The sequence below is a fragment of the Pseudomonas sp. CP-1 genome, assembly GCF_021213715.1.
Classification (GTDB): domain Bacteria; phylum Pseudomonadota; class Gammaproteobacteria; order Pseudomonadales; family Pseudomonadaceae; genus Pseudomonas; species Pseudomonas aeruginosa.
The window spans coordinates 49258-71371 of record NZ_JAJQKY010000027.1 but is presented as its reverse complement, the minus strand read 5'-3'; the positions used below and the strand labels follow the sequence as shown (position 1 = coordinate 71371).

Genomic DNA, 22114 nt, shown 5'->3' with positions numbered 1-22114 from the left:
CAACGCCCTGACCGCCTACGCCAGCGCCGAGGACCAGCACATCCGTGCCCTCGGCAACTGGCAGACCTCGCGCCTGCGACTGGCGGCCAGCCTCGGTCGCCTGGGCTTCTGGAGCCTGCGCTGAAAAGCCCGGAAAGCGCCGCTGCCCTCTACCTCTCGCGCTTGTCCGGCTGGCCGCCATCGCGCAGGATGCACCCAGCCCCCGCGACGAGAGACCGCATGATCGACGACATCCGCTACCTGATCGTATTCGCCAAGATCGCCGAGACCGGCTCCGTCTCCGGCGGCGCCGAGGCGCTGGGCCTGAGCGCCGCGACCGCCAGCCTGCACCTGTCCAGGCTGGAACGGAACCTGGGCCGTGCGCTGCTCTACCGCAACAGCCGCAAGCTGTCGCTGACCCAGGACGGCACGCAGTTGCTGGACACCGCCCGCTCCATGCTGGAACTCTACGAGAAGGGCTTCATCGAGTTCCGCCAGCGCGCCGTCTCGACCCGCAACAGCCTGCGCATCTCGATGCCCGCGGTATTCGTCAACAGCGACTTCACCCGTCACCTGGCAGCCTTCATCGAGGAGCATCCCGACCTCGACCTCGGCATCGCCTGCGACGACAGCCGCCACGACATCATCGGCGACGGCATCGACATCGCCTTCCGCATCGGCGACCTGCCGGACAGCTCGCTGAAGGCCCGTCACCTGTTCCTGCTGCCGCGCCAGGTAGTGGCGGCACCGGCATTCCTGGCCCGGCACGCGCCGCTGGAACACCCGCGCGACCTGCAGCGGCTGGAATGGATCGGGCTCGGCATGCGCCCCGACAGCCGGCTATTCCGTCATGCGCGGGACGACGAGGAGGTACGCGTCGACTACACCCCGCGGGTGCGCGTCGACAGCGTCGAAGCCTCCTGCCGCCTGGCCCGCCTCGGCGTCGGCCTGGCCGCGCCGCCGACCTACCTGAGCGACGAGCCGATCCGTCGCGGCGAGTTGCGCGCGGTGCTGCCGGAATGGCGCCTGGAGCCGTTGAAGGTGTATGCGGTGTGGCCGCCCAACGTACCCGCCAGCAGCATCGCCTATACCCTCATCAATCGCCTCTACGAGGCCTTCAATCCGGGCTAGCGGCGAGCTGCAGGTAGAGCATGTAGCCGGCGGTCAGCACCAGGGTGCCGCCCATCGCCCGATTGAACAGGCGCACCCGCCGGGGGCTGTCGAGCAGCAGCGCCACGCGGTCACCGAGCAGTGCCCAGGCGGCCAGCGAGAGGTAGCAGACCACCAGGTAGATGGCCATGAAGACCAGCAGCGGCGCGTGCGTGCTCGGGCTGGCGAACAAGGCCACGCCGGAAGCGCAGGCGATCCAGGCCTTGGGATTGAGCCATTGCAGGAGCACGCCCTGGAAGAACCCGGGGACCCCGTTTTCCTCCAGGGCCAGGCGTGGATCCGCGGTGGCGATGCGGTAGCCGACATGGGCGATGAACGCCGCGCCGGCCATCCCCAGGTAGTCGAAGAAGCGCGGGTAGGCCTCGATCGCGCGGACGAACCAGAAGCCGACGAAGGCCAGCAGCAGGACGAAGCCGAGGGTGGCGCCGGTGACGAACGGCAGGGTCCGGCGGAAACCATGGTTGGCGCCGGAAGCGACGATGGTCAGGTTCACCGGACCGGGGGAAATCGACAGGCTCAGGGAGAACGCGCCCATGGCGAGCAGCAGGGCTAGCGGCATGGGTCGAACTCCCCGGTCGGGTTGCGGGCTGGCTGGTGCGGGGCGGGCATGGGTTTCCTCCGTAGGGTCCTGGCGGGGCGCGACCGAACGGGTTGCGCCGCTGCCCGGAACGCTACAGGGAAAGCCCACCGGCATTAACGGGGCAAGGCTCAAGGCTGGTTTTGATTTTCCGCGCTTGACGACTGCGCCGGCCGCCGGCGCACCTCAGTCGTCCGCCTGGCCCGGCATGCGGATGCCATGCCGGCGCACCCGCCGATACAGGGTCGCTCGCGAGATACCCAGTTCCCGCGCCGCGGCCATGGGTTTCCAGCGATGCCGCACGAGGGCGTCGAGCAGGGCGTCGCGCTCCGGACCGCCGCCGCTCTCGCACGCACTGGCCGGTGTCCGGCCTTCGCCACGCAGCTCTGCCGGAAGGTCGGCGAGTTGCAGGGTGGCGCCGCCGCACAGCGCGCAGGCGTAGCGCAACACATGCCGCAATTGGCGGACATTGCCCGGCCAGCGATAGCCGAGCAGGCATTCCAGGGCTGCCTCGCCGAGTTCGATGCGTACGCCGCAGTGCGCGGTTTCCTCGTCGAGGATGCGCCGGATCAGCGCCAGCCGGTCGCTGCGTTCGCGTAGCGGCGGCAGTTCGAAGCGGGCGCCGCCGAGGCGGAAGTAGAGATCCTCGCGGAAGCCGCCGGCCGCCACCAGCGCCGCCAGGTCGCGGTGGGTGGCGCAGATCACCTGGATATCCACAGCCTGCCGGCGCGCAGCCCCCAGCGGCGCCACCTCGCCCTCGGCCAGCACGCGCAGCAGGCGGGTCTGCAGGCCCAGCGGCATGTCACCGATCTCGTCGAGGAACAGGGTACCGCCATCGGCCTGCTGCAGCAGGCCGCGCATCCCTTTCGCCGCCGCGCCGGTAAAGGCTCCGCCAACGTAGCCGAACAGCTCGCTCTCGATCAGGCTTTCGGGAATCGCCGCGCAGTTGAGCGCGACGAAGGGTTTGTCGCGACGGGCGCTGGCCTGGTGCAACTGGCGGGCGAAAACCTCCTTGCCGGCGCCGGTCTCGCCCTGGATCAGCACCGGCAGGTTGCGGTCCTTGACCCGCACCGCCAGGCGCAGGCTTTCGGCGATGCGCGGGTCGAGCGCAGCGTCGTCGGGCACCTCGCGCTCCAGCCGCCGCGCCTTGGCCCGCGGCGCGCTGAGACGCACGTGCAGCTCGCCGGCCTGGCCGCGCAGCAGGCACGGCGCCTGGTCGGCGGCGGCGTGCAGGGCGTCGAGGTCGAACACCTCGCCGATGTGGCTCGGCACCTGCCCCAGGCGCTGCCGCAGGTAGTGCCGCGCCGCCGGGTTCAACGCCAGCAGGCGCCCATCGGCGTCCCAGGCGAACAGGTAGTCCGGCTGGCTGTCGACGTAGCCCGGCGCACGGTGCGCGCGCAGCACCCAATGGCCCTGGGCGCTGTGCATGAAGAAGGCGTTCTCGATCTCCCGCGCGCTCTGCGCCACCATCTGCCGGATCAGATGCTGGCTACGGCGGTCGTCCGGCGATTGCACGGCGGAAACGTCGAGCACACCGAGCAACTCGCCCTGCGGATCGAAGACCGGCGCCGCGGAACAGGTCAGGTCGATGAAGGCGGCGCGGAAGTGATCGCGCTTGTGCACCGTCACCGCAGTCCTGTCGGTGAGTACGGCGGCCACCCCGCAGGTGCCCTCCTCGCCTTCCGACCAGCAGGTGCCGAGGTACAGCCCGGCCTTGCGGCAGTCGTTGCGGATGGTCGACTCGACACGGTAGTCGATGGTCCGCCCCTGGGCATCGGTGAGCAGTACGCAGTAGTCGGCATCGCGCACCCGTCCATGCAGTCGCGCCACCTCTTCGCTGGCGATGCGCAGGAACAGTTCGGAACGCTCGCGACATTCGTCGAGGAGGGTCTGCGAGAGAATCCGCGGCCCTTGCAGGGACCCCGGGTCGAGACGGTGCTGCTCCATGGAGCGGCGCCAGGAGTCGAGGATCGGCGTCGGCACCGGCGCCTGCGGCAGGCGCGCGGCGTTCCTCAGGACACGGCTGACACAGTCCACATGGTCCTTCGAGTGTGCGGAAAGCATGGGGCCTCCGTTGCTCGGCATCTTGTTGTTGTGCCGCCCATTAAGCGCCCATCGGCGACCCTCGACAAGCGCCGGGCCGCCACAGCCGACGACTGAGACGGAGCGTCTCAGCGTCTCGCCGGGAACCCGTGCGCGATGACATGGGTTGTCTCGCCGGACGTCGCCCCGGCGGTCGCCGGCCTTCCCATGCCGGCGCTCTACGACGGGCCTTCCGGCCGCCACGCCGCAACCTGGCATCGGCCTTGCTCCAGCCACGGCGACGGCAGGGCGGACTGTCCGCTCCTCCCAACGCCCTGCCGCATACACCTACAAGAACAATCAGAGGTGAAGCATGCACGCTACGTCGTCCGACGATTTCTCCCTGTCTTCCCGGGTCGCGCTGGTGACCGGCGCCGGACGCGGCATCGGCCGGGGCATCGCCCTCGCCCTGGCGCGCGCCGGCGCCGACGTGGCGGTGGCCGACCTCGATCCGCAGGTCGCCGAGGAAACCGCCGCCGCGATCCGCAGCCTCGGTCGCCGCAGCCTGGCCCTTGGGGTCGACGTCAGCGACGGCGACAGCGTCCGGGCGATGGTCGAGCGGGTCGCCACGGAGTTCGGCCGGCTCGACGTGGCGGTGAACAATGCCGGGGTGATCAGCATCCGCAAGGTCGCCGAACTCAGCCTCGCCGACTGGGACCGGGTGATGAACGTCAACGCCCGCGGCGTGTTCCTCTGCTGCCAGGCCGAACTGCCGCTGATGCAGGCGCAGCGCTGGGGGCGGATCGTCAACCTGTCATCGATCGCCGGCAAGGTCGGTCTCCCAGACCTCGCCCACTACTGTGCCTCGAAGTTTGCCGTGATCGGTTTCAGCAATGCCCTGGCCAAGGAGGTCGCGCGCGACGGGGTGACGGTCAACGCGCTCTGCCCGGGAATAGTCGGCACCGGAATGTGGCGCGGCGAGGACGGCTTGTCGGGCCGCTGGCGGCAGGCCGGCGAAAGCGAGGCGCAGTCCTGGGAACGCCACCAGGCCAGCCTGCTGCCCCAGGGTGAGGCGCAGACCGTCGAAGACATGGGCCAGCTCGTCGTCTACCTGGCCTGCGCGCCGCACGTCACCGGCCAGGCCATCGCCGTCGACGGCGGATTCTCGCTATGACCCCGCCCTCGCCGATCGTCGGCATCATCGCCAACCCGGCCTCCGGTCGCGACCTGCGTCGCCTCACCGCCCATGCCGGGCTGCACTCCAGCACCGACAAGGCATCGGTGGTGCAACGCCTGCTCGCCGCCTTCGGCGCCACCGGCATCCGCCATGCGTTGCTGCCGCCGGACATGACCGGCATCGCCGCCGCCGTGCTCCGGGCCAGCCAGACCCGCCAGGCCCGCGACGGCCACTGGCCGTTCCTGGAGTTCCTCGACATGCCGCTGCGCCAGAGCGTCGAGGATACCCGCCTGGCGGCGCGGCGCATGGTCGAGCGCGGCGTGGCGCTGATCGCCGTGCTCGGCGGCGACGGCACGCACAAGGCAGTGGCCGCCGAGGTCGGCGACGTCCCCCTGCTGGCGCTGTCCACCGGGACCAACAACGCCTTCCCGGAGCTGCGCGAAGCCACCGGCGCGGGGCTCGCCGGCGGCCTCTGCGCCAGCAACCGGGTGCCGCCGGAGATCGGCCTGCGACGCAACAAGCGCCTGCTGGTGCGCGAGCCGCGCCGCGGGCTCTGCGAGTGGGCGCTGGTGGACGTCGCGGTGTCGCCGCAGCCGTTCATCGGCGCCCGCGCCATCAGTCGCGCCGAAGACCTCGCCGAAGTCTTCGTCAGCTTCGCCGAACCCCACGCCATCGGCCTTTCGGCGCTTTGCGGACTGTGGTCGCCGGTGAGCCGCGAGGAGCCCCACGGCGCCTGGATGCGCCTGCATCCGGACGCCCGCGAGAGCCTGCTGGTGCCGCTGGCGCCGGGCCTGCTGGTGGGCTGCGGGGTCTCTGCCGCCGGCTACCTGCAACCCGGCGTGGCCCACGCGCCGAGCCTGTCCAGCGGGACCCTGGCGCTGGACGGAGAGCGCGAGATCGAATTCAGCGCCACCGACCGCCCGAGCATCACCCTCGACCCTTCCGGCCCGTTCAGCGTCGATGTGCCGGCCACCCTCGCCTACGCCGCCCGCCATCGCCTGCTGGCCGGCCAGCGAACCCCGATGACCCCGTGAAGACAACCTGGAGAACAACAAGATGTCCACTCTGAGCACCGACCAACTGCTCCATGCCTACCGCGTGATGCGCACCATCCGCGCCTTCGAGGAACGCCTGCACGTCGAGTTCGCCACGGGCGAGATACCCGGCTTCGTCCACCTCTACGCCGGCGAGGAAGCCTCCGCCGCCGGCGTGATGGCGCACCTGCGCGACGACGACTGCATCGCCTCCACCCATCGCGGCCACGGCCACTGCATCGCCAAGGGCGTAGACGTGCACGGCATGATGGCGGAGATCTATGGCAAGAAGACCGGGGTCTGCCAGGGCAAGGGCGGCTCCATGCATATCGCCGACCTGGAGAAAGGCATGCTCGGCGCCAACGGAATCGTCGGCGCCGGCGCGCCGCTGGCCGCCGGCGCCGCGCTGGCGGCCAAGCTGAAAGGCAGCGATGCGGTGGCGGTGGCCTTCTTCGGCGATGGCGGCTCCAACGAAGGCGCGGTGTTCGAGGCGATGAACCTGGCCGCGGTGTGGAACCTGCCGTGCCTGTTCGTCGCCGAGAACAACGGCTATGCCGAGGCCACCGCGGCCAACTGGTCGGTGGCCTGCGACCACATCGCCGACCGCGCCGCCGGTTTCGGCATGCCCGGGGTGACCGTCGACGGCTTCGACTTCTTCGCCGTCCACGAGGCTGCCGGCGCCGCCATCGAGCGCGCCCGCGCCGGCGAGGGGCCGTCGCTGATCGAAGTCAAGCTGACCCGCTACTACGGACACTTCGAGGGCGACGCACAGACCTACCGCGATCCCGACGAAGTAAAGCACTACCGGGAAACCCGCGACTGCCTCAAGCAGTTCCGCGAACGCACCTGCCACGCCGGCCTGCTCTCCGCCAGCGACCTGGACGCCATCGACGCCGAGGTCGAGGCGCGCATCGAGGATGCCGTGCAGCGCGCGAAGAACGATCCCAAGCCGGAGCCGGACGACCTGCTGCGCGACGTCTACGTGTCCTATCCCTGAGTCGCCCGAAAACAAGAACGAGGAGAACCATCATGGCGAGAAAGATCAGCTACCAGCAGGCCATCAACGAGGCGCTGGCCCAGGAAATGCGCCGCGACCCGAGCGTCTTCATCATGGGCGAAGACAATGCCGGCGGCGCCGGCGCGCCCGGCGAGGACGACGCCTGGGGCGGCGTGCTGGGGGTCACCAAGGGCCTCTACCACCAGTTCCCCGGCCGCGTGCTGGATACCCCGTTGTCAGAGATCGGCTATGTCGGCGCCGCGGTCGGCGCCGCCACCCGCGGCATGCGCCCGGTGTGCGAACTGATGTTCGTCGACTTCGCCGGTTGCTGCCTGGACCAGATCCTCAACCAGGCCGCCAAGTTCCGCTACATGTTCGGCGGCAAGGCGGTCACCCCGCTGGTGATCCGTACCATGGTCGGCGCCGGCCTGCGCGCCGCCGCCCAACATTCGCAGATGCTCACTTCGCTATGGACCCACATCCCCGGCCTCAAGGTGGTCTGCCCGTCGTCGCCCTACGACGCCAAGGGCCTGCTGGTCCAGGCGATCCGCGACAACGACCCGGTGATCTTCTGCGAGCACAAGCTGCTCTATTCGATGCAGGGCGAGGTACCCGAGGAGCTGTACAGCGTACCCTTCGGCGAGGCGAACTTCCTCCGCGACGGCGACGACGTCACCCTGGTGACCTACGGCCGCATGGTCCACCTGGCGCTGGACGCCGCCGCCAGCCTGGCGCGCCAGGGCATCTCCTGCGAAGTACTGGACCTGCGCAGCACCAGCCCGCTGGACGAGGACAGCATTCTCGAAAGCGTGGAAAAGACCGGCCGCCTGGTGGTGGTCGACGAAGCCAACCCACGCTGCTCGATGGCCACCGACATCGCCGCGCTGGTCGCCGAACGGGCCTTCTCCGCGCTGCGCGCGCCGATCCGCCGGGTCACCGCGCCCCATACGCCGGTGCCTTTCTCCGACGCCCTGGAAGACCTCTACATCCCCGACGCGGCGAAGATCGAGGCAGCCGTGCGCCAGGCCCTGGAAGGGAGGGACGCGGCATGAGCCGGATCCATACACTGACCATGCCCAAGTGGGGCCTGTCGATGACCGAGGGTCGGGTGGACGCCTGGCTCAAGGAAGAGGGCGCGCATATCGAGAAAGGCGACGAGGTGCTCGACGTGGAGACCGACAAGATCTCCAGCAGCGTCGAGGCGCCCTTCTCGGGCGTGCTGCGGCGCAAGGTGGCGCGCGAGGACGAGACCCTGGCGGTCGGCGCGCTGCTCGGCGTGGTGGTCGAGGGCGAGGCGAGCGACGAGGAGATCGACGCACTGGTGCAACGCTTCCAGGCCGAATTCGTACCCGCCGACGAGGACGCTGGGGATAGCGGACCGGCACCGCGGAAAGTCGAGCTGGACGGGCGCCTCCTGCGCTATTTCGACCGCAGCGAGGGCGATCCGGCGCTACTGCTGATCCACGGTTTCGGTGGCGACCTGAACAACTGGTTGTTCAACCACGAGGCGCTGGCCGCCGAGCGGCGGGTGATCGCTCTAGACCTGCCGGGCCACGGCGAGTCCGGCAAGGCCCTGGTGCGCGGCGACCTCGATGAACTCAGCGGCAGCGTGCTGGCCCTGCTCGACCACCTCGACCTGGAACAGGTACACCTGGCCGGTCACTCCATGGGGGGAGCGGTGGCGCTGAACTGCGCGCGCCTGGCGCCGCAGCGGGTGCTGTCGCTGAGCCTGATCGGCAGCGCCGGCCTCGGCGAGGAGATCAACGGCGACTACCTCCGCGGCTTCGTCGAGGCGGCCAACCGCAACGCGTTGAAGCCGCAACTGGTGCAGTTGTTCTCCGACCCCGCGCTGGTCACCCGGCAGATGCTCGAGGACATGCTCCGCTACAAGCGCCTGGAAGGCGTCGATGCGGCCCTGCGCCAGTTGCTGGACAACCTGTTCGCCGACGGTCGCCAGCGCAACGACCTGCGTGCCGTGGCGAGCGAGGGCCGCCAGCCGGTCCTGGCGATCTGGGGCAGCGATGACGCGATCATCCCGGCGCGGCATGCCGAGGGCCTGCCAGCCCAGGTGGAGATCATTCCCGGACAGGCGCACATGGTGCAGATGGAAGCCGCCGAGCAGGTCAACCGCCTGCTGCTCGACTTCCTCCGCCAGCATTGAGGAGACGACCGACATGAACAGTTCCCCGCAAGCCAACGCGGCGATGCGCGCCGCCGTCTGGCACGGCCGCCACGATATCCGCGTGGAAGACGTGCCGCTCCCGGCCGAGCCGCCGCCCGGCTGGGTGCAGATCCGCGTGCACTGGTGCGGCATCTGCGGCTCCGACCTGCACGAATACCTGGCCGGCCCGGTATTCATCCCCGTGGAGGCGCCGCACCCGCTCACCGGCCTCAAGGACCAATGCATCCTCGGCCACGAGTTCAGCGGCGAAATCGTCCGCCTCGGCAACGGCGTGACCGGCTTCGCCGTCGGCCAGGCGGTCGCCGCAGACGCCTGCCAGCATTGCGGCACCTGCTACTACTGCCGGCATGGGCTGTACAACATCTGCGAGAACCTGGCCTTCACCGGGCTGATGAACAACGGCGCCTTCGCCGAATACGTCAACGTACCGGCCAACCTGCTCTACGCCCTGCCGGCCGGATTTCCCAGCGAGGCCGGCGCGCTGATCGAGCCGCTGGCGGTGGGCATGCACGCGGTGAAGAAGGCCGGCAGCCTGCTCGGGCAGAACGTGGTGGTGGTCGGCGCCGGCACCATCGGCCTGTGCACCATCATGTGCGCGCGCGCCGCCGGCGCGGCACAGGTGATCGCCCTGGAGATGTCCTCGGCGCGCAAGGCCAAGGCCCTGGAGGTCGGCGCCAGCCAGGTGCTCGACCCCTCGCGGTGCGACGCCCTAGGCGAAATCCGCGCCCTCACCGGCGGGCTTGGCGCCGACGTCAGCTTCGAATGCATCGGCAACAAGCACACCGCCAAGCTGGCCATCGATGCCATCCGCAAGGCCGGCAAATGCGTGCTTGTGGGAATCTTCGAGGAGCCCAGTGAATTCAATTTCTTCGAGCTGGTTTCCACCGAGAAGCAGTTGCTCGGGGCCCTCGCCTACAACGGCGAGTTCGCCGACGTGATCGCCTTCATAGCCGACGGCCGCCTCGACATCGCACCGCTGGTGACCGGTCGCATCGGCCTGGAAGAAATCGTCGAGCGCGGTTTCGAAGAGTTGGTGAACAACAAGGAGCACAACGTGAAGATCATCGTCTCGCCGGGCGGCTGACGCTTCAGCCCTTGTCGCGCTTGCGACACAGCCCCGCGGCCGGCGGGGCTTGCTTTACGAAACGCAGAGACGCGGGCGGAGGCTCAGAACCACTTGTCGTTGCGCTTGCGCCGCACCCTCAGCAGCGACGGCAGGATCAGCCCGGCGAACAGGCCGGCGCCGGCGATGCTGCCGCCGTAGACCATGTAGCGCATCAGCACCTGCTTGTTCTCGTCGCCCAGTTGCGCCTGCACCGCACGCAGGTCGGAGCGGGCCTTGCCGAGCTCGGCGTCCAGGTTGCTGCGCGCCGCCTGCAATTCGTCGATCAACTTCTTGCGCGTGTCGAGGGTTTCCTGCATGCCCTGCACGCGGGTCTTCCAGGTGTCGTTGATGCCGTCCAGCTCGGCGGTCAGGGCGGCCACCTTCTGTTCCAGTTGCGGCAGGCGCTCGGCCTGGCCGGGAACCTCCTGCAAGTCGCGGCTGGGAATCCACACGGTGCTGCCGTTCTCGCCGCGCACCTGGCTGTAGTTGCCCTGGGTGCCGAGCAGCTCGACCTTCTGCCCGGAGGTGAGGGTGCCGACGATGCGATAGCCATCGGTGGGGCCGCTGCGCACGAAAGTGGTCAGGCTGTCGCTCACCCAGCGCGCGTTGCCGGTCGCCTCCTCGGCCTGCGCCGGGGCGCCGGCCGCCAGCAGGCCGCCGAGCAGGCAGGCTCCGATGACGCGGTTCTGGAACGGGGAAAGAGCGGCGGGGATGCGACGGGATAGGGACATGGCAATCTTCACATGGCGAGAGAACGAAACCCGCAAAGGGGAGCGAAAAAGCCGGCCAGTCGAATTGTTATGGACAAGCGCGCGACCGGGGCGGGACTACCGCATGGCCAAGGGCCATGCGCCCGGCCCGGTTGGGCCGACGGCTGACAGACAGCGCTCGGGGCGATTGAGTTCACTCGTTTCCGCAGGAATGGATGGATGGTTGTAACAGCAGAATGCCAGGCCTGCCGACGGCCAGCGCTGCCCAGGCTGCGACCTGTCCGGATGATCCCCGGGGTACGACGGTATCTACGCCAAGGCAGAGGCTCCCTCGCCTGTACCACGCCCCACCGGTCGGATGGCGTGCTGCGATACAGCGGGCCCGTCAGGCGGCCAACCGCAGGCGGTCACTCGCTCGCCATCGCCGCCAGGTCGCGGCCGTCGCCGGCCCTTTCCATCATTCCTCTGCCAGGTGCCCGGCGAAGGTAGTGGCGCTATAGCGCTCGCGGAACAGCCCCTTCTCCACCAGGCGCGGCACCACCTGTTCGAGGAACAGCCGCAGCGAGCCGACCGAGCCTCCCGGCGCGGCGATGAAACCGTCCATGGCGCCGGCGGCGGCCCAGTCGACGATCTGCTCGACGGCATCGTCCACCGTACCGATGACCTGCCAGTGCGCCGCGGAAACCACCTCGGGGCGCAGCAGCAACTGGTCCAGGCGTAACGTCTCGCGCTCGATCAGGCGCCGCAGCAGGTCGGTGTGGGTGCGGCTGCCGGGGTTGGCCACCGGCGGCGGCAGGTCGGCCGCGGAAATCGGCCGGTCCAGCGGCCAGTCGCTGAGGTCGAGGCCGAGCATCTGCCTGATCGTGGCGAACTTGCGCGCGCGGTCCAGGCGCGCGTGGGTCTGCATGAAGATTTCCCGCGCCTCCTCGCGGCTCTCCGCCAGGTACAGGCTGAAGCCCGGCAGCAGGCGCACGTCGCGCGGCGAGCGACCGTGGCGTTCGGCGCGGCGGGAAAGGTCGCGGCGCAGTTCCAGGGCAGCCTCCTTGTCCGGAGTCGGCGCGAACACCAGGTCGGCCACCGAGGCGGCGAAGTCGCGCCCGCTCTCGGAGGCGCCGGCCTGCACCAGGGGAATCCGCGCCTCGCCGAAGGCCGGCAGGTTGAGCGGTCCCTTGACCTTGAGGAATTCGCCGTCGTGGTCGACCGGGCGCACCCGGGAAACGTCGGCGTAGCGGCCGCTCTCGCGGTCGACCAGGAGTGCCTCGCGGGGGAAGCTGTCCCACAGGTCGTGCACCAGCCGGGTGAACTCGGCGGCGCGCGCGTAGCGCTGCTCCGCATCGGGCATCGCGTCCAGGCCGAAGTTCTCGTGGCCCTGCAGCGCGGTGACGATGTTCCAGCCGGCGCGGCCGTTGCTGATCCAGTGCAGCGATTGCAGCTGCCGGGCCACCACGTAGGGCGGATAGAACGTGGTGGAGACCGTCGACACCAGGCCGATCCGCGAGGTTTCGCGGGCGACCGCGGCAAGCAGTACGGTGGGATCCAGGCTGGCGAAGCCGGAGCCGGTCTCCAGCACGTCCAGTGGCAGGCTGCTGACGTCCGGGCGAAACACGAAGTCGAGGTGGGCGGCTTCGGAGCGCCTGGCGATGTCGACGGCGAAATCGCTGCCGAAGATGCCTTCGATGTTGCTGTCGGGGCGCCGCCAGGCATCGCCGCTGAGCCAGGTGGGGGCCAGCGACATGCCGATGTGCAGGCGTTTCGGGGTACTCATCGTGCCAATCTCCTGTATGGGCTCTGGGGCCGGCTTCTCGGGGCGCCTAGAAGGTGCCCTTGATGCCGATGCCGAGGGTCCGCGGCTGCGTCATGCTCGCCTCGATGCCGCCGATCCCCCGGTTTTCCTGCATGTAGGTGGGCGAGCGGTCGTCGAACACGTTCTTCACGTAGCCATAGAGCTGCACCTGGTCGTTGAAGCGGTAGCTGGCGCGGGCGTCGGTGAGGGTGTAGGCCTTGATCGAGTAGGCCTTGGTGTTGGCGGTGTCCGAGTAGTAGCCGTCCAGGTAGCGCACCTGGGCGTTCAGGTTGAGGCGCTCGGTGACGTCCCAGCTCGGTCCGAAGCTGAGGGTATAGCCCGGCGAGCGGGCGAACTCGTTGTGCTCGTAGCCGGTATTGCCGGACATCTCGTCGATCCGGGTGCGTAGCACGCCGGCGCTGGCCTTCAGCCGCAGGTCGTCGCGCAGGCGGTAGTCGAGGTCCAGCTCCATGCCGTAGGCATGGGCCTTCTCGGCGTTGATGGTGTACGACTGCGCCACCCCCGGCGAAACCACCACCGGGATGTTGTACTGGGCGTCCTTGAAATCCATGAAGAACAGGTTGCCGTTCAGCAGCAGGCGGCCGTCGAGCAGGCTGGCGCGGGTGAACAGTTCGTAGTTCCAGATGGTTTCTTCCTTGAAGTAGGCCCAGTTGCGGGTGGTCAGGTTGAGCGACACGCCGCCGGGGTTGTAGCCGCGGCTGACCAGGCCACCGACGGTCCAGTCCGGGGTCGCGGCGAAGGCCAGGGAGACTTTCGGCAGGAAGGCCGAGAAGGTCTTCTGGTAGTCCAGCGGACGCGGCGCCAGCACCGAGTTGCCGCTGCGCTCGATGCGATCCTCCTGGTAGCGCAGGCCGGTGGTCAGGGTCCAGCGGTCGCTCAGGCGGTAGTTCAGCTCGCCGAACACACCGAGGTTCTTCTTCGTGTCGTCGAAGGCCGACAGCCCGCGCAGGTGCAGCGTCTCGTCGGTGCGGGTACGGGCGTAGTAGACCCCGCCCATGCCGCTGACCCGGTCCTCCTGCTCGCCGAAGCTGATCCGCGATTCGTTGGAGGCGTTCTTCTGGCGGATGTCGGCGTCGCCCTCGCCGCCCGCGCCGGTGGTGCGGTGCACCGAGGACAGCGAGTACTGCGCCTGGTTGAACAGGCGGATGCCGTTGTCGAGGTCATAGGCGACGTCGAGGATGCTGGTGTTGGTGTCCTGCTCCCAGCTGGGCATGGTGGTCGAGCGATGGTCGAGCTTGTCGAACGGGCGGGTCGCCGCTTCCTGGGTCGGGCGGTTGCTGTCGTTGTGGGAGAAGGTGAACTTGCTCTCCAGGCCCGGAATTCCGCTGGGCAGCCAGAGCAGCTTGGCGCGCGCGTTGAGGGCGCGGAAGTCCTGGTCGGTACCGCTGTCCTGGAACTTCGGGTTGTCGTAGTCGATGAAGGTGTCGCGGCCCGCGTAGTCCACCGCCAGGCGCCCGGCGAAGTCCTGCGCCAGCGGGCCGGACACTGCGATCGAGCTGCGCCGCGAATGGTAGCTGCCGATCTCCGCCTGGTAGGCAGCCTCGGGGCTGAAGGTCGGGTCCTTGGTGTTGACGATGATCGCCCCGGCGATGGCGTTGGCGCCCTGGGAGGTGGTCTGCGGGCCGCGGAACACCTCGATGCTGTCGACGTCCCAGACCGAGGTCGCGCCGAAGAACATCTCGTTGTAGTTCAGGTAGTGGCCATCGAGGTTGATCGTCGCCCGCGGCACGGTGCCGCCCCAGAACACGTTCTGCCCGTTGTTCGGGCCCTGGGTGTCCTGGCCGCGGATGATCGGCGCGCCCACCGAGTCGGTGTAGACCACGTTGGGACTGCCATTGATCACCTCGGCGACCGAGGCGTTGCCGGTCTGCTTGCGGTCGATGTCGCGGGCGCTGGTGAGCGATACCGAGGACGCCGTGTCCTTCAGCGAGCGTTCACGTTTCTCGCCGGTCACGACCAGCGCCTCGAGGGCGGCGGGTTCGTCCTCGGCGGGCGGGTTTTCCCGGGCCAGTGCCGATGGCGAGGCGAGCAGGGTGGACAGCGTGACGACGCCGATTCCCCGGTTGAGCGTGCGGTGCGTGCGGGCGTTCAAGGATCTTCTCCAAATGGGAATGACTCTCTTTTCCATTCAGGCTATCACGCCGCCAGATCATTCCTCAATGGGGAATACATTCCTCATTGCGAAATATGAAATCTCCTACGCCCGTCCCTTCCGCGGCGCCCCACCGCCCCGGGGAATCGGTATCATGGGCGCCGCCCGCGCCACCGCAGCGCGGACCGAAGCCTATGGATCAACCGTGGTGAGGAGACCGAGCCGTTGAATACTTCGCAGCCCCCGGCGGACGAGATGCCGGACGCCCCGGGCGAAAAGCGCTCCGGCACCATCCAGTCGGTGTCCATCGCCGCGCGCTTCCTGAAGACCCTGGCCAACGCCGAAGGCGAGCTGGCCCTCGGCGAAGTGGCCCGGCGCACCGGCACCGGCGGCTCCACCGCGCACCGCTACCTGCAGAGCCTGGTGAAGGAAGGCCTGGCCCGCCAGGACCCGCTCAGCGGTCTCTACGACCTCGGGCCGGCGGCGCTGAGCATCGGCATAGGCGCGCTGAAGCGGATCGACGCGGTGGATATCGCCGCCCGCCACATGAAGGCCCTGGCCCAACGGCATGCCGCCAGCGGCGGGGTGGCGATCTGGACCGAGCGCGGCCCGACCCTGGTGCGCTGGTACCGCAGCGCCTATTTCTCGATCAACCCGCTGGCCCTGGGCGATATCCTGCCCATCGACAATACCGCTTGCGGCCTGGTGTTCCAGGCCTTCCTGCCGAAGGCCGTGGTCGACGCCGCGCGCAAGCAGCAACCGGCGCACTTCCGCGGCAGCCCGCCGAGCCGCGCGCTGCTCGACGAGGTGCGCGAGCGCTGCTGGGCCGAACTGACCAGCCACCTGCTGTCGAACGTCACCGGCCAGGCGGCGCCGGTGTTCGACGCCCAGCAGGAGATCGTCTGCGCCATGACCACGGTGACCGATCTCGGCCAGTTGCAGTCGGCGGAAGACCGCGACGCGCTGTTCCACGAGGCGCTGCAGGTCAACCAGTCCACCGGCGGCCTGGTCCTCCATCCCGGCATGCGGCCGCCGCCGCGCTGAGCCACCTCAGCCCGGCGCGTCGGCGGCGATCCCGCGCGGCACCAGCAGCGGCGTGCCGCTGACCGGGTCGGCGATGATCAACGAGCGCAAGCCGAACACCTCCTCCACCAGACGCTCGGTGAAGATATGCGCCGGCGCGCCCTCGGCGAGGATCGCGCCGTCACGCATGGCGATCAGGTGCGAGGCATAGCGGCAGGCCTGGTTGAGGTCGTGCAGCACGGCGACGATGGTGCGCCCCTGGCGATTCAGCTCGGCGAGCAGTTCGAGCAATTCGATCTGGTGGACGATATCCAGGTAGGTGGTCGGCTCGTCGAGCAGCAGCAACGGGGTTTCCTGCGCCAGCACCATGGCGATCCACACGCGTTGCCGCTGGCCGCCGGAGAGCGCGTCGAGCGGTCGCTCGGCCAGGCCGTCGACCCGCGTGGCGCGTAGCGCCGCCGCTACCGCGCGCTCATCCGCCGGCGACCACTGGCGCAGGAACGACTGGTGCGGATAGCGTCCGCGCGCCACCAGCTCGGCCACCGTGATGCCATCCGGCGCCAGCGCGCTCTGCGGCAGCAGGCCGAGACGCCGCGCCACTTCCCGCCCCGGCAGGCTGTGGATATCCCTGCCATCCAGCACCACCCGGCCCTCGGCCGGCGCCAACAGACGCGACAATGCCGCCAGCAGGGTCGACTTGCCGCAGGCGTTGGGCCCGACGATCACACTGAACGAACCCTCGGGGATGGCCAGCGAGAGATTCCGCGAAACGGTCCGCGCGTCGCGACGCAAGGTCACGGCGTCCGCGTGCAGGCGATGGGTCATGGGAGGTTCCTGGATGAGATGGCTCGAATATGTGGAATCGATTCTACATTATGGAATAGACTGCATGAGAAGCATTATCATATGAATCCGTCCGCCCGGCTTCCCCTACAGCGAAAACAGCCTTCATGCCGACCCGCCGCCGCTCCGCCCTGCCATTACTCGCCCTCGCCCTGAGCCTGTTCGCCACCCTCGCCGCGGCCGGGGAGCCGAAGCCGGCGCGGATCGTCTCCACCACCCCGAGCGTCACCGGCATCCTGCTGGCGATGGACGCGCCGCTGGTGGCCAGCGCCGCCACCACGCCAAGTCGCCTGACCGACGCCAAGGGCTTCTTCTCGCAATGGGCGAAGGTCGCCGACCAGCGTGGCGTCGAGGTGCTCTACCGCAACCTGCGCTTCGACATCGAAGCGGTGATCGCCCAGGATCCGGACCTACTGGTCGCCTCCGCCACCGGCGCCGACAGCGCCGCGCCATACCGTGCGGAGCTGGAGGCGCAGGGCGTACCGACGCTGGTGGTCGACTACTCGAAACACAGCTGGCAGGAACTGGCTACCGAGCTGGGCCGGCACACCGGCCTGGAACGCCAGGCGCAGGCCGCCATCCAGCGCTTCGACGCCTACACCGCCGAAGTCGCCGCGGCCATCGCGCCGCCGCAGGGCCCGGTCAGCGTGGTCGGCTACAACATCGCCGGCAGCTATTCCATCGGCCGCCAGGCCAGCCCCCAGGCACGCCTGCTCGAAGCCCTCGGCTTCCAGGTGGCGGAACTGCCGGAGGCGCTGGCGGGCAAGGTGACGCGCGCCTCGGACTTCCAGTTCATCTCGCGGGAAAACCTGCCCGCCGCCATCGCCGGCGACAGCGTGTTCCTGCTCGGCGCCAGCGACGACGACGTGCAGGCGTTCCTCGCCGACCCGGTGCTGGCCAACCTGTCGGCGGTGCGCGAAAAGCGCGTGTACGCCCTGGGCCCCAGTTCCTTCCGCATCGACTACTACTCGGGGCGGCAGATGATCGACAACGTCGCCCGCCATTTCCGCTGAGCCATGCGCCCGTTCGCCGGAAGTCCGCTCATGCAGGCGTCCCCGATGCGCCGCCGGCGCCTGCGCGCCTGGGGCCTGCTCGCCGGCGCGCTGCTGCTCGCGCTGGCGGCCCTGGCCAGCCTGGCGCTGGGCTCGCGGCCGGTGCCCCTGGCGGTCACCCTGGATGCCCTGCAAGCCGTCGATCCGCACGATGATCGCCACCTGGTGGTACGCGAACTGCGCCTGCCGCGCACCCTGGTGGCGCTGCTGGCCGGTGCAGCACTGGGAGTGGCCGGCGCGCTGATGCAGGCGCTGACGCGCAATCCGCTGGCCGAACCCGGCCTGCTGGGAATCAACGCCGGCGCGGCGCTGGCGGTGATCGTCGGGGTCGCGCTGTTCGACCTGGCGAGCATGGGCCAGTACCTCGGTTGCGCCTTCCTCGGCGCCGGCCTGGCCGGCATCGCCGTATTCCTTCTCGGCCAGGCCCGCGAGACCGGCACCAACCCGGTGCGCCTGGTGCTGGCGGGTGCCGGCTTGTCGGTGATGCTCGCCTCGCTGACCGGGATCATCGTGCTGAACGCCCCGCCGGAAGTCTTCGACCGCTTCCGCCACTGGGCCGCCGGCTCGCTTTCCGGCAGCGGCTTCGCCCTGCTCGGATGGCCGGGCCTGGCCATCGGCGCCGGGCTGGCCGCCGCCTTCGCCCTCGCCGCCAGGCTCAATGCCCTGGCCCTGGGCCAGGAGATCGGCCGGGCGCTCGGCGTCGACCTGCGCCTGACCTGGCTGCTCGCCTGCCTGGCGGTGATGCTGCTGGCCGGCGCGGCCACCGCCCTGGCCGGGCCGATCGCCTTCGTCGGGCTGGTCGCCCCACACCTCGCGCGACTGCTGGCCGGACCGGACCAGCGCTGGATCCTGCCTTTCTCGGCGCTGATCGCCGCCGGCCTGCTGCTCGGCGCCGACATCCTCGGGCGGCTGCTGGCGGCGCCGGCGGAGATCGCCGCCGGAATCGTCGCGTTGCTGCTCGGCGGGCCGGCCTTCATCGTCCTGGTCAGGCGCTTCCGCCTGAGCCGCCTGTGAACGGTCTCCACGCCCTGCGCCTGGGTTCCCTGTCGCTGCGTTGGCGGCCACGGGCGGCGCTGGCCTGCCTGGTCCTCGCGGGGATCGGGCTGGCGCTGGCGGCGGCCCTGCTGGGGACCGGCAGCCTGGCGCTGGGCCCGGCAGAGGTGTTCGCCAGCCTGCTCGGCCAGGGCCAGGACCCCACCGCCCAGCGCATCGTCCAGCGCGTGCGCCTGCCACGGGTGCTCACCGCCTGCCTGGTTGGCGCCGCGCTGGGCATGGCCGGGGCGATCTTCCAGTCGATCTCGCGCAATCCGCTGGGCTCGCCCGACGTCATCGGTTTCACCACCGGCGCCGCCAGCGGCGCCATCGTGCAGATCATCCTGTTCGATGCCGGCCCGCTGGCCACCTCGCTGGCGGCGCTGGCCGCCGGCCTCTGCACGGCGCTGGCGGTGGTGCTGCTGGCGCGCCGGGGCGCCACCGCCGGCGGCTACCGCCTGGTGCTGGTGGGCATCGGTGTCGGCGCCAGCCTGTCGGGCCTGAACAGCCTGCTGCTGGTCACCGGCAACCTCGACCAGGCGATGTACGCCCAGCTCTGGCTGGCCGGCTCGCTGAACACCCGGACCTGGTCGCACGTCGTCCCGGCAGCGCTGGGCCTGCTCGCCAGCGTGCCGCTGGCGCTGTACCACGGTCGTCGCCTGGAAGTGCTGGAGCTGGGCGATGCCAGCGCCGCCCAGCTCGGCGTGGCGGTGGAGCGCGTGCGCTTGCAGATGGTCCTGGTCGCCGTCGGCATGACCGCCATCGCCACCGCCGCGGCCGGCCCCATCGCCTTCATCGCCCTGGCCGGCCCGCAACTGGCCCGGCGCCTGACCCGCTCGGCCGGGGTGCCGTTGCTGTCCGGCGCATTGATGGGCGCGGTCCTGCTGCTGGCCGCCGACCTGCTCGGCCAGCGCCTGGCATACGTCGCCAACCTGCCGATCGGCCTGATGACCGGCCTGCTCGGCGGTTTCTACCTGCTCTGGCTACTGCTGCGCAGCCGCCGGATCTGAGCCCTGGCCTCAACGACCGCCCAGGCTGCCGTTGCCGCGCCCCCGCCAGGGAAGCCGCGAACGCCGGCCAGGATGTACACTGCATCCCCTGTATCGACCCGGCCGCCTCGCGGCCCCCGTCGCAGCAAGCAGAGAACAAGAGGAACGATGATGAGCGTCGCTAACGGTCTCCCCGTCTCCATTCGCCAGGCGGTGACAGCATGATCGAGGTCACCGAGGTTTCCATCGCCGAGCTGCGTGACGCGCTCGAGTCCGGTCGTACCACGGCGGTCGAACTGGTCCAGGCCTACCTGGCGCGGATCGACGCCTACGATGCACCCGGCACGCCCACCGCGCTGAACGCGGTGGTGGTGCGCAATCCCGATGCGCTGGCCGAAGCGCAGGCCTCCGACGCCCGCCGGGCGCGTGGCGAGACCCTCGGTCCGCTGGACGGCATTCCCTACACCGCCAAGGACAGCTACCTGGTCAAGGGCCTCACCGCGGCTTCCGGCAGCCCGGCGTTCAAGGACCTGGTGGCCCAGCGCGATGCCTTCACCGTCGAGCGCCTGCGCACCGCCGGGGCGATCTGCCTGGGCAAGACCAACATGCCGCCCATGGCCAACGGCGGCATGCAGCGCGGCGTCTACGGCCGCGCGGAGAGCCCGTACAATGCCGCCTACCTCACCGCGCCCTTCGCCTCGGGGTCCTCCAATGGCGCCGGCACCGCCACCGCGGCCAGCTTCGCCGCCTTCGGCCTGGCCGAGGAAACCTGGTCGAGCGGGCGCGGCCCGGCGTCGAACAACGGCCTGTGCGCCTACACCCCTTCGCGCGGGGTGATCTCGGTGCGCGGCAACTGGCCGCTGACGCCGACCATGGACGTGGTGGTGCCCTATGCGCGGAGCATGGCCGACCTGCTGGAAATCCTCGACGTAGTGGTCGCCGACGATCCCGATACCCGCGGCGACCTCTGGCGCATGCAGCCCTGGGTGCCGATCCCCAAGGCCTCCGAGGTACGCCCGGCGAGCTACCCGGCCCTGGCCGCAGGCGCCGAGGCCCTGGCCGGCAAGCGCTTCGGCGTGCCGCGCATGTTCATCAACGCCGACCCCGATGCGGGCACCAGCGAGTCCCCCGGGATCGGCGGCCCGACCGGCCAGCGCATCCATACCCGGCCCTCGGTCATCGCCCTCTGGGAACAGGCGCGCAAGGCCCTGGAAGCCGCCGGCGCCGAAGTGATCGAGGTGGACTTCCCGCTGGTGTCGAACTGCGAGGGCGACCGACCCGGCGCGCCCACCGTGTTCAACCGCGGCCTGGTGTCGAAGGAATTCCTCCACGACGAGCTGTGGGAACTCTCGGCCTGGGGCTTCGACGACTTCCTGCGCGCCAATGGCGATCCGAAGCTGAACCGCCTGGCGGATGTCGACGGCCCGCAGATCTTCCCCCACGACCCCGGCACCCTGCCCAACCGCGAGGGCGACCTGGCCGCCGGCATGGACGAATACGTGCGGATGGCCGAGCGCGGCATCAAGCCCTGGGACCGGATCGCGACCCTCCCCGATGGCCTGCGCGGCCTCGAGGAAACCCGGCGGATCGACCTCGAGGAGTGGATGCGACGCCTGCGCCTGGACGCCGTGCTCTTCCCCACCGTCGCCGACGTCGGCCCGGCGGACGCCGACGTCAACCCGGCCTCGGCCGACATCGCCTGGAGCAACGGTGTCTGGGTCGCCAACGGCAACCTCGCCATCCGCCACCTCGGCGTGCCGACGGTCACCGTACCGATGGGGGTGATGGCCGACATCGGCATGCCGGTGGGCCTGACCTTCGCCGGCCGCGCCTACGACGACTCGGCGCTGCTGCGCTTCGCCGCGGCCTTCGAGTCGACCGGCTCGCGGCGTATCGTGCCGCCGCGTACTCCACCGCTGGCAAGCAAGTGAAAGGCGCGGGCGGAAGGCTTCACGTCTTGCGCCCACGCTGTTCCGTTCAAGGGAGTTATCGATGCAGCGACTCTTCGTCTACGGCAGCCTCGGCCCCGGCCGTCCCAACGAACACCTGATGCAGAAGATCGGCGGGCAATGGCAGGCGGCCAGCCTCCGCGGTCGCCTGCTGGAAAAGGGCTGGGGCGCCGGGATGGGCTTTCCGGGCCTGGCGATCGACGCCGACGGCGAGGAAATCCACGGCCATGTGTTCGTCTCCGACCGCCTCGCCGAGCACTGGCCCGCGCTGGATGAATTCGAAGGCACCGAATACCGGCGCGTGGCGACCCGGGTAACGCTGGCCGACGGCGCCCAGGTCGATGCCTACGTCTACGCCCTGCGCGACTGAACGCTTG

20 protein-coding genes are annotated in these 22114 nt (G+C 69.8%); 14 read left to right on the top strand and 6 right to left on the bottom strand.

Annotation, left to right across the window (positions count from 1 at the left end):
* The coding region (locus LT948_RS30600; protein WP_232197152.1) for a hypothetical protein at positions 1 to 124 on the top strand (124 nt) is incomplete at its 5' end.
* 95 nt (positions 125 to 219) lie between these two features.
* Positions 220 to 1110, top strand: coding sequence for a LysR family transcriptional regulator (locus LT948_RS30595; protein WP_003111251.1), 891 nt, complete (start codon positions 220 to 222; stop codon positions 1108 to 1110).
* On the opposite strand, the gene LT948_RS30590 is transcribed toward LT948_RS30595, so the two are convergent.
* A complete protein-coding gene (locus LT948_RS30590; protein ID WP_003104796.1) occupies positions 1097 to 1708 on the bottom strand; it encodes a LysE family translocator in 612 nt (203 codons plus the stop codon). The genes LT948_RS30595 and LT948_RS30590 overlap by 14 nt on opposite strands.
* A gap of 204 nt (positions 1709 to 1912) precedes the next feature.
* Positions 1913 to 3790, bottom strand: a complete 1878-nt coding sequence (locus tag LT948_RS30585; RefSeq protein WP_003104795.1) for a sigma-54-dependent Fis family transcriptional regulator — start codon at positions 3788 to 3790, stop codon at positions 1913 to 1915.
* A gap of 331 nt (positions 3791 to 4121) precedes the next feature.
* Between LT948_RS30585 and LT948_RS30580 the strand changes: the two genes are divergently transcribed.
* The 6 genes from LT948_RS30580 to LT948_RS30555 are packed head-to-tail and all read left to right on the top strand — an operon-like array spanning position 4122 to position 10222.
* Positions 4122 to 4922: an SDR family NAD(P)-dependent oxidoreductase gene (locus LT948_RS30580; protein WP_003104791.1), complete on the top strand. Its 801-nt coding sequence runs from the start codon at positions 4122 to 4124 to the stop codon at positions 4920 to 4922.
* Entirely contained in the window at positions 4919 to 5959 is a 1041-nt protein-coding gene (locus LT948_RS30575; protein WP_003112999.1) for an ATP-NAD kinase family protein, read from the top strand. The genes LT948_RS30580 and LT948_RS30575 overlap by 4 nt, the downstream gene beginning before the upstream one ends.
* A 22-nt stretch (positions 5960 to 5981) precedes the next feature.
* Entirely contained in the window at positions 5982 to 6956 is a 975-nt protein-coding gene (locus LT948_RS30570; protein WP_003093507.1) for a thiamine pyrophosphate-dependent dehydrogenase E1 component subunit alpha, read from the top strand.
* 32 nt (positions 6957 to 6988) lie between these two features.
* Entirely contained in the window at positions 6989 to 8008 is a 1020-nt protein-coding gene (locus LT948_RS30565; RefSeq protein ID WP_003104786.1) for an alpha-ketoacid dehydrogenase subunit beta, read from the top strand.
* Positions 8005 to 9117 (top strand): acetoin dehydrogenase dihydrolipoyllysine-residue acetyltransferase subunit, encoded by a 1113-nt coding sequence (locus LT948_RS30560; RefSeq protein ID WP_073657409.1) that lies wholly within the window; start codon positions 8005 to 8007, stop codon positions 9115 to 9117. The genes LT948_RS30565 and LT948_RS30560 overlap by 4 nt, the downstream gene beginning before the upstream one ends.
* Positions 9118 to 9160: 43 nt before the next feature.
* A complete protein-coding gene (locus LT948_RS30555) occupies positions 9161 to 10222 on the top strand; it encodes a 2,3-butanediol dehydrogenase (protein WP_003111357.1) in 1062 nt (353 codons plus the stop codon).
* Between the two features lie 83 nt (positions 10223 to 10305).
* Here LT948_RS30555 and LT948_RS30550 read toward each other — a convergent pair whose 3' ends face one another.
* The 3 genes from LT948_RS30550 to LT948_RS30540 form a co-directional block, all read right to left on the bottom strand.
* Positions 10306 to 10974, bottom strand: a complete 669-nt coding sequence (locus LT948_RS30550; protein ID WP_003104779.1) for a TIGR04211 family SH3 domain-containing protein — start codon at positions 10972 to 10974, stop codon at positions 10306 to 10308.
* Positions 10975 to 11410: 436 nt separating this feature from the next.
* Positions 11411 to 12718: an NtaA/DmoA family FMN-dependent monooxygenase gene (locus tag LT948_RS30545; protein ID WP_003129381.1), complete on the bottom strand. Its 1308-nt coding sequence runs from the start codon at positions 12716 to 12718 to the stop codon at positions 11411 to 11413.
* A 46-nt stretch (positions 12719 to 12764) separates the two neighbouring features.
* A complete protein-coding gene (locus LT948_RS30540) occupies positions 12765 to 14849 on the bottom strand; it encodes a TonB-dependent receptor (protein ID WP_016252977.1) in 2085 nt (694 codons plus the stop codon).
* Between the two features lie 255 nt (positions 14850 to 15104).
* Here LT948_RS30540 and LT948_RS30535 point away from each other — a divergent pair, with 255 nt between their 5' ends.
* The gene (locus LT948_RS30535; RefSeq protein WP_003119004.1) at positions 15105 to 15893 is read left to right on the top strand and encodes an IclR family transcriptional regulator; all 789 of its coding nucleotides are present in this window, start codon (positions 15105 to 15107) and stop codon (positions 15891 to 15893) included.
* A 6-nt stretch (positions 15894 to 15899) separates the two neighbouring features.
* Here LT948_RS30535 and LT948_RS30530 read toward each other — a convergent pair whose 3' ends face one another.
* Positions 15900 to 16697 carry an ABC transporter ATP-binding protein gene (locus tag LT948_RS30530; RefSeq protein ID WP_003093530.1) on the bottom strand — a complete coding sequence of 266 codons (798 nt, stop codon included), beginning with the start codon at positions 16695 to 16697 and terminating at the stop codon, positions 15900 to 15902.
* 125 nt (positions 16698 to 16822) lie between these two features.
* Here LT948_RS30530 and fepB point away from each other — a divergent pair, with 125 nt between their 5' ends.
* The 5 genes from fepB to LT948_RS30505 all read left to right on the top strand — a co-directional run bounded on the left by fepB (position 16823) and on the right by LT948_RS30505 (position 22107).
* Positions 16823 to 17728 carry a Fe2+-enterobactin ABC transporter substrate-binding protein gene (gene fepB, locus LT948_RS30525; protein WP_003093531.1) on the top strand — a complete coding sequence of 302 codons (906 nt, stop codon included), beginning with the start codon at positions 16823 to 16825 and terminating at the stop codon, positions 17726 to 17728.
* A gap of 30 nt (positions 17729 to 17758) precedes the next feature.
* A complete protein-coding gene (locus tag LT948_RS30520; RefSeq protein WP_003118181.1) occupies positions 17759 to 18781 on the top strand; it encodes a FecCD family ABC transporter permease in 1023 nt (340 codons plus the stop codon).
* Positions 18778 to 19809 carry a FecCD family ABC transporter permease gene (locus LT948_RS30515; protein ID WP_003129378.1) on the top strand — a complete coding sequence of 344 codons (1032 nt, stop codon included), beginning with the start codon at positions 18778 to 18780 and terminating at the stop codon, positions 19807 to 19809. Before LT948_RS30520 ends, LT948_RS30515 begins: the two co-directional genes overlap by 4 nt.
* Before the next feature lie 200 nt (positions 19810 to 20009).
* The gene (locus LT948_RS30510; protein ID WP_023092402.1) at positions 20010 to 21719 is read left to right on the top strand and encodes an amidase; all 1710 of its coding nucleotides are present in this window, start codon (positions 20010 to 20012) and stop codon (positions 21717 to 21719) included.
* 61 nt (positions 21720 to 21780) lie between these two features.
* The gene (locus tag LT948_RS30505; protein ID WP_003093540.1) at positions 21781 to 22107 is read left to right on the top strand and encodes a gamma-glutamylcyclotransferase family protein; all 327 of its coding nucleotides are present in this window, start codon (positions 21781 to 21783) and stop codon (positions 22105 to 22107) included.
* Positions 22108 to 22114 lie beyond the last annotated feature (7 nt).

Bases quoted from the DNA above. Each gene is read 5' to 3' on its own strand.
- LT948_RS30595 (WP_003111251.1), top strand. From the start codon at position 220: ATGATCGACGACATCCGCTACCTGATCGTATTCGCCAAGATCGCCGAG.
- LT948_RS30590 (WP_003104796.1), bottom strand. From the start codon at position 1,708: ATGCCGCTAGCCCTGCTGCTCGCCATGGGCGCGTTCTCCCTGAGCCTG.
- LT948_RS30585 (WP_003104795.1), bottom strand. From the start codon at position 3,790: ATGCTTTCCGCACACTCGAAGGACCATGTGGACTGTGTCAGCCGTGTC.
- LT948_RS30580 (WP_003104791.1), top strand. From the start codon at position 4,122: ATGCACGCTACGTCGTCCGACGATTTCTCCCTGTCTTCCCGGGTCGCG.
- LT948_RS30575 (WP_003112999.1), top strand. From the start codon at position 4,919: ATGACCCCGCCCTCGCCGATCGTCGGCATCATCGCCAACCCGGCCTCC.
- LT948_RS30570 (WP_003093507.1), top strand. From the start codon at position 5,982: ATGTCCACTCTGAGCACCGACCAACTGCTCCATGCCTACCGCGTGATG.
- LT948_RS30565 (WP_003104786.1), top strand. From the start codon at position 6,989: ATGGCGAGAAAGATCAGCTACCAGCAGGCCATCAACGAGGCGCTGGCC.
- LT948_RS30560 (WP_073657409.1), top strand. From the start codon at position 8,005: ATGAGCCGGATCCATACACTGACCATGCCCAAGTGGGGCCTGTCGATG.
- LT948_RS30555 (WP_003111357.1), top strand. From the start codon at position 9,161: ATGCGCGCCGCCGTCTGGCACGGCCGCCACGATATCCGCGTGGAAGAC.
- LT948_RS30550 (WP_003104779.1), bottom strand. From the start codon at position 10,974: ATGTCCCTATCCCGTCGCATCCCCGCCGCTCTTTCCCCGTTCCAGAAC.
- LT948_RS30545 (WP_003129381.1), bottom strand. From the start codon at position 12,718: ATGAGTACCCCGAAACGCCTGCACATCGGCATGTCGCTGGCCCCCACC.
- LT948_RS30535 (WP_003119004.1), top strand. From the start codon at position 15,105: ATGCCGGACGCCCCGGGCGAAAAGCGCTCCGGCACCATCCAGTCGGTG.
- LT948_RS30530 (WP_003093530.1), bottom strand. From the start codon at position 16,697: ATGACCCATCGCCTGCACGCGGACGCCGTGACCTTGCGTCGCGACGCG.
- fepB (WP_003093531.1), top strand. From the start codon at position 16,823: ATGCCGACCCGCCGCCGCTCCGCCCTGCCATTACTCGCCCTCGCCCTG.
- LT948_RS30520 (WP_003118181.1), top strand. From the start codon at position 17,759: ATGCAGGCGTCCCCGATGCGCCGCCGGCGCCTGCGCGCCTGGGGCCTG.
- LT948_RS30510 (WP_023092402.1), top strand. From the start codon at position 20,010: ATGATCGAGGTCACCGAGGTTTCCATCGCCGAGCTGCGTGACGCGCTC.
- LT948_RS30505 (WP_003093540.1), top strand. From the start codon at position 21,781: ATGCAGCGACTCTTCGTCTACGGCAGCCTCGGCCCCGGCCGTCCCAAC.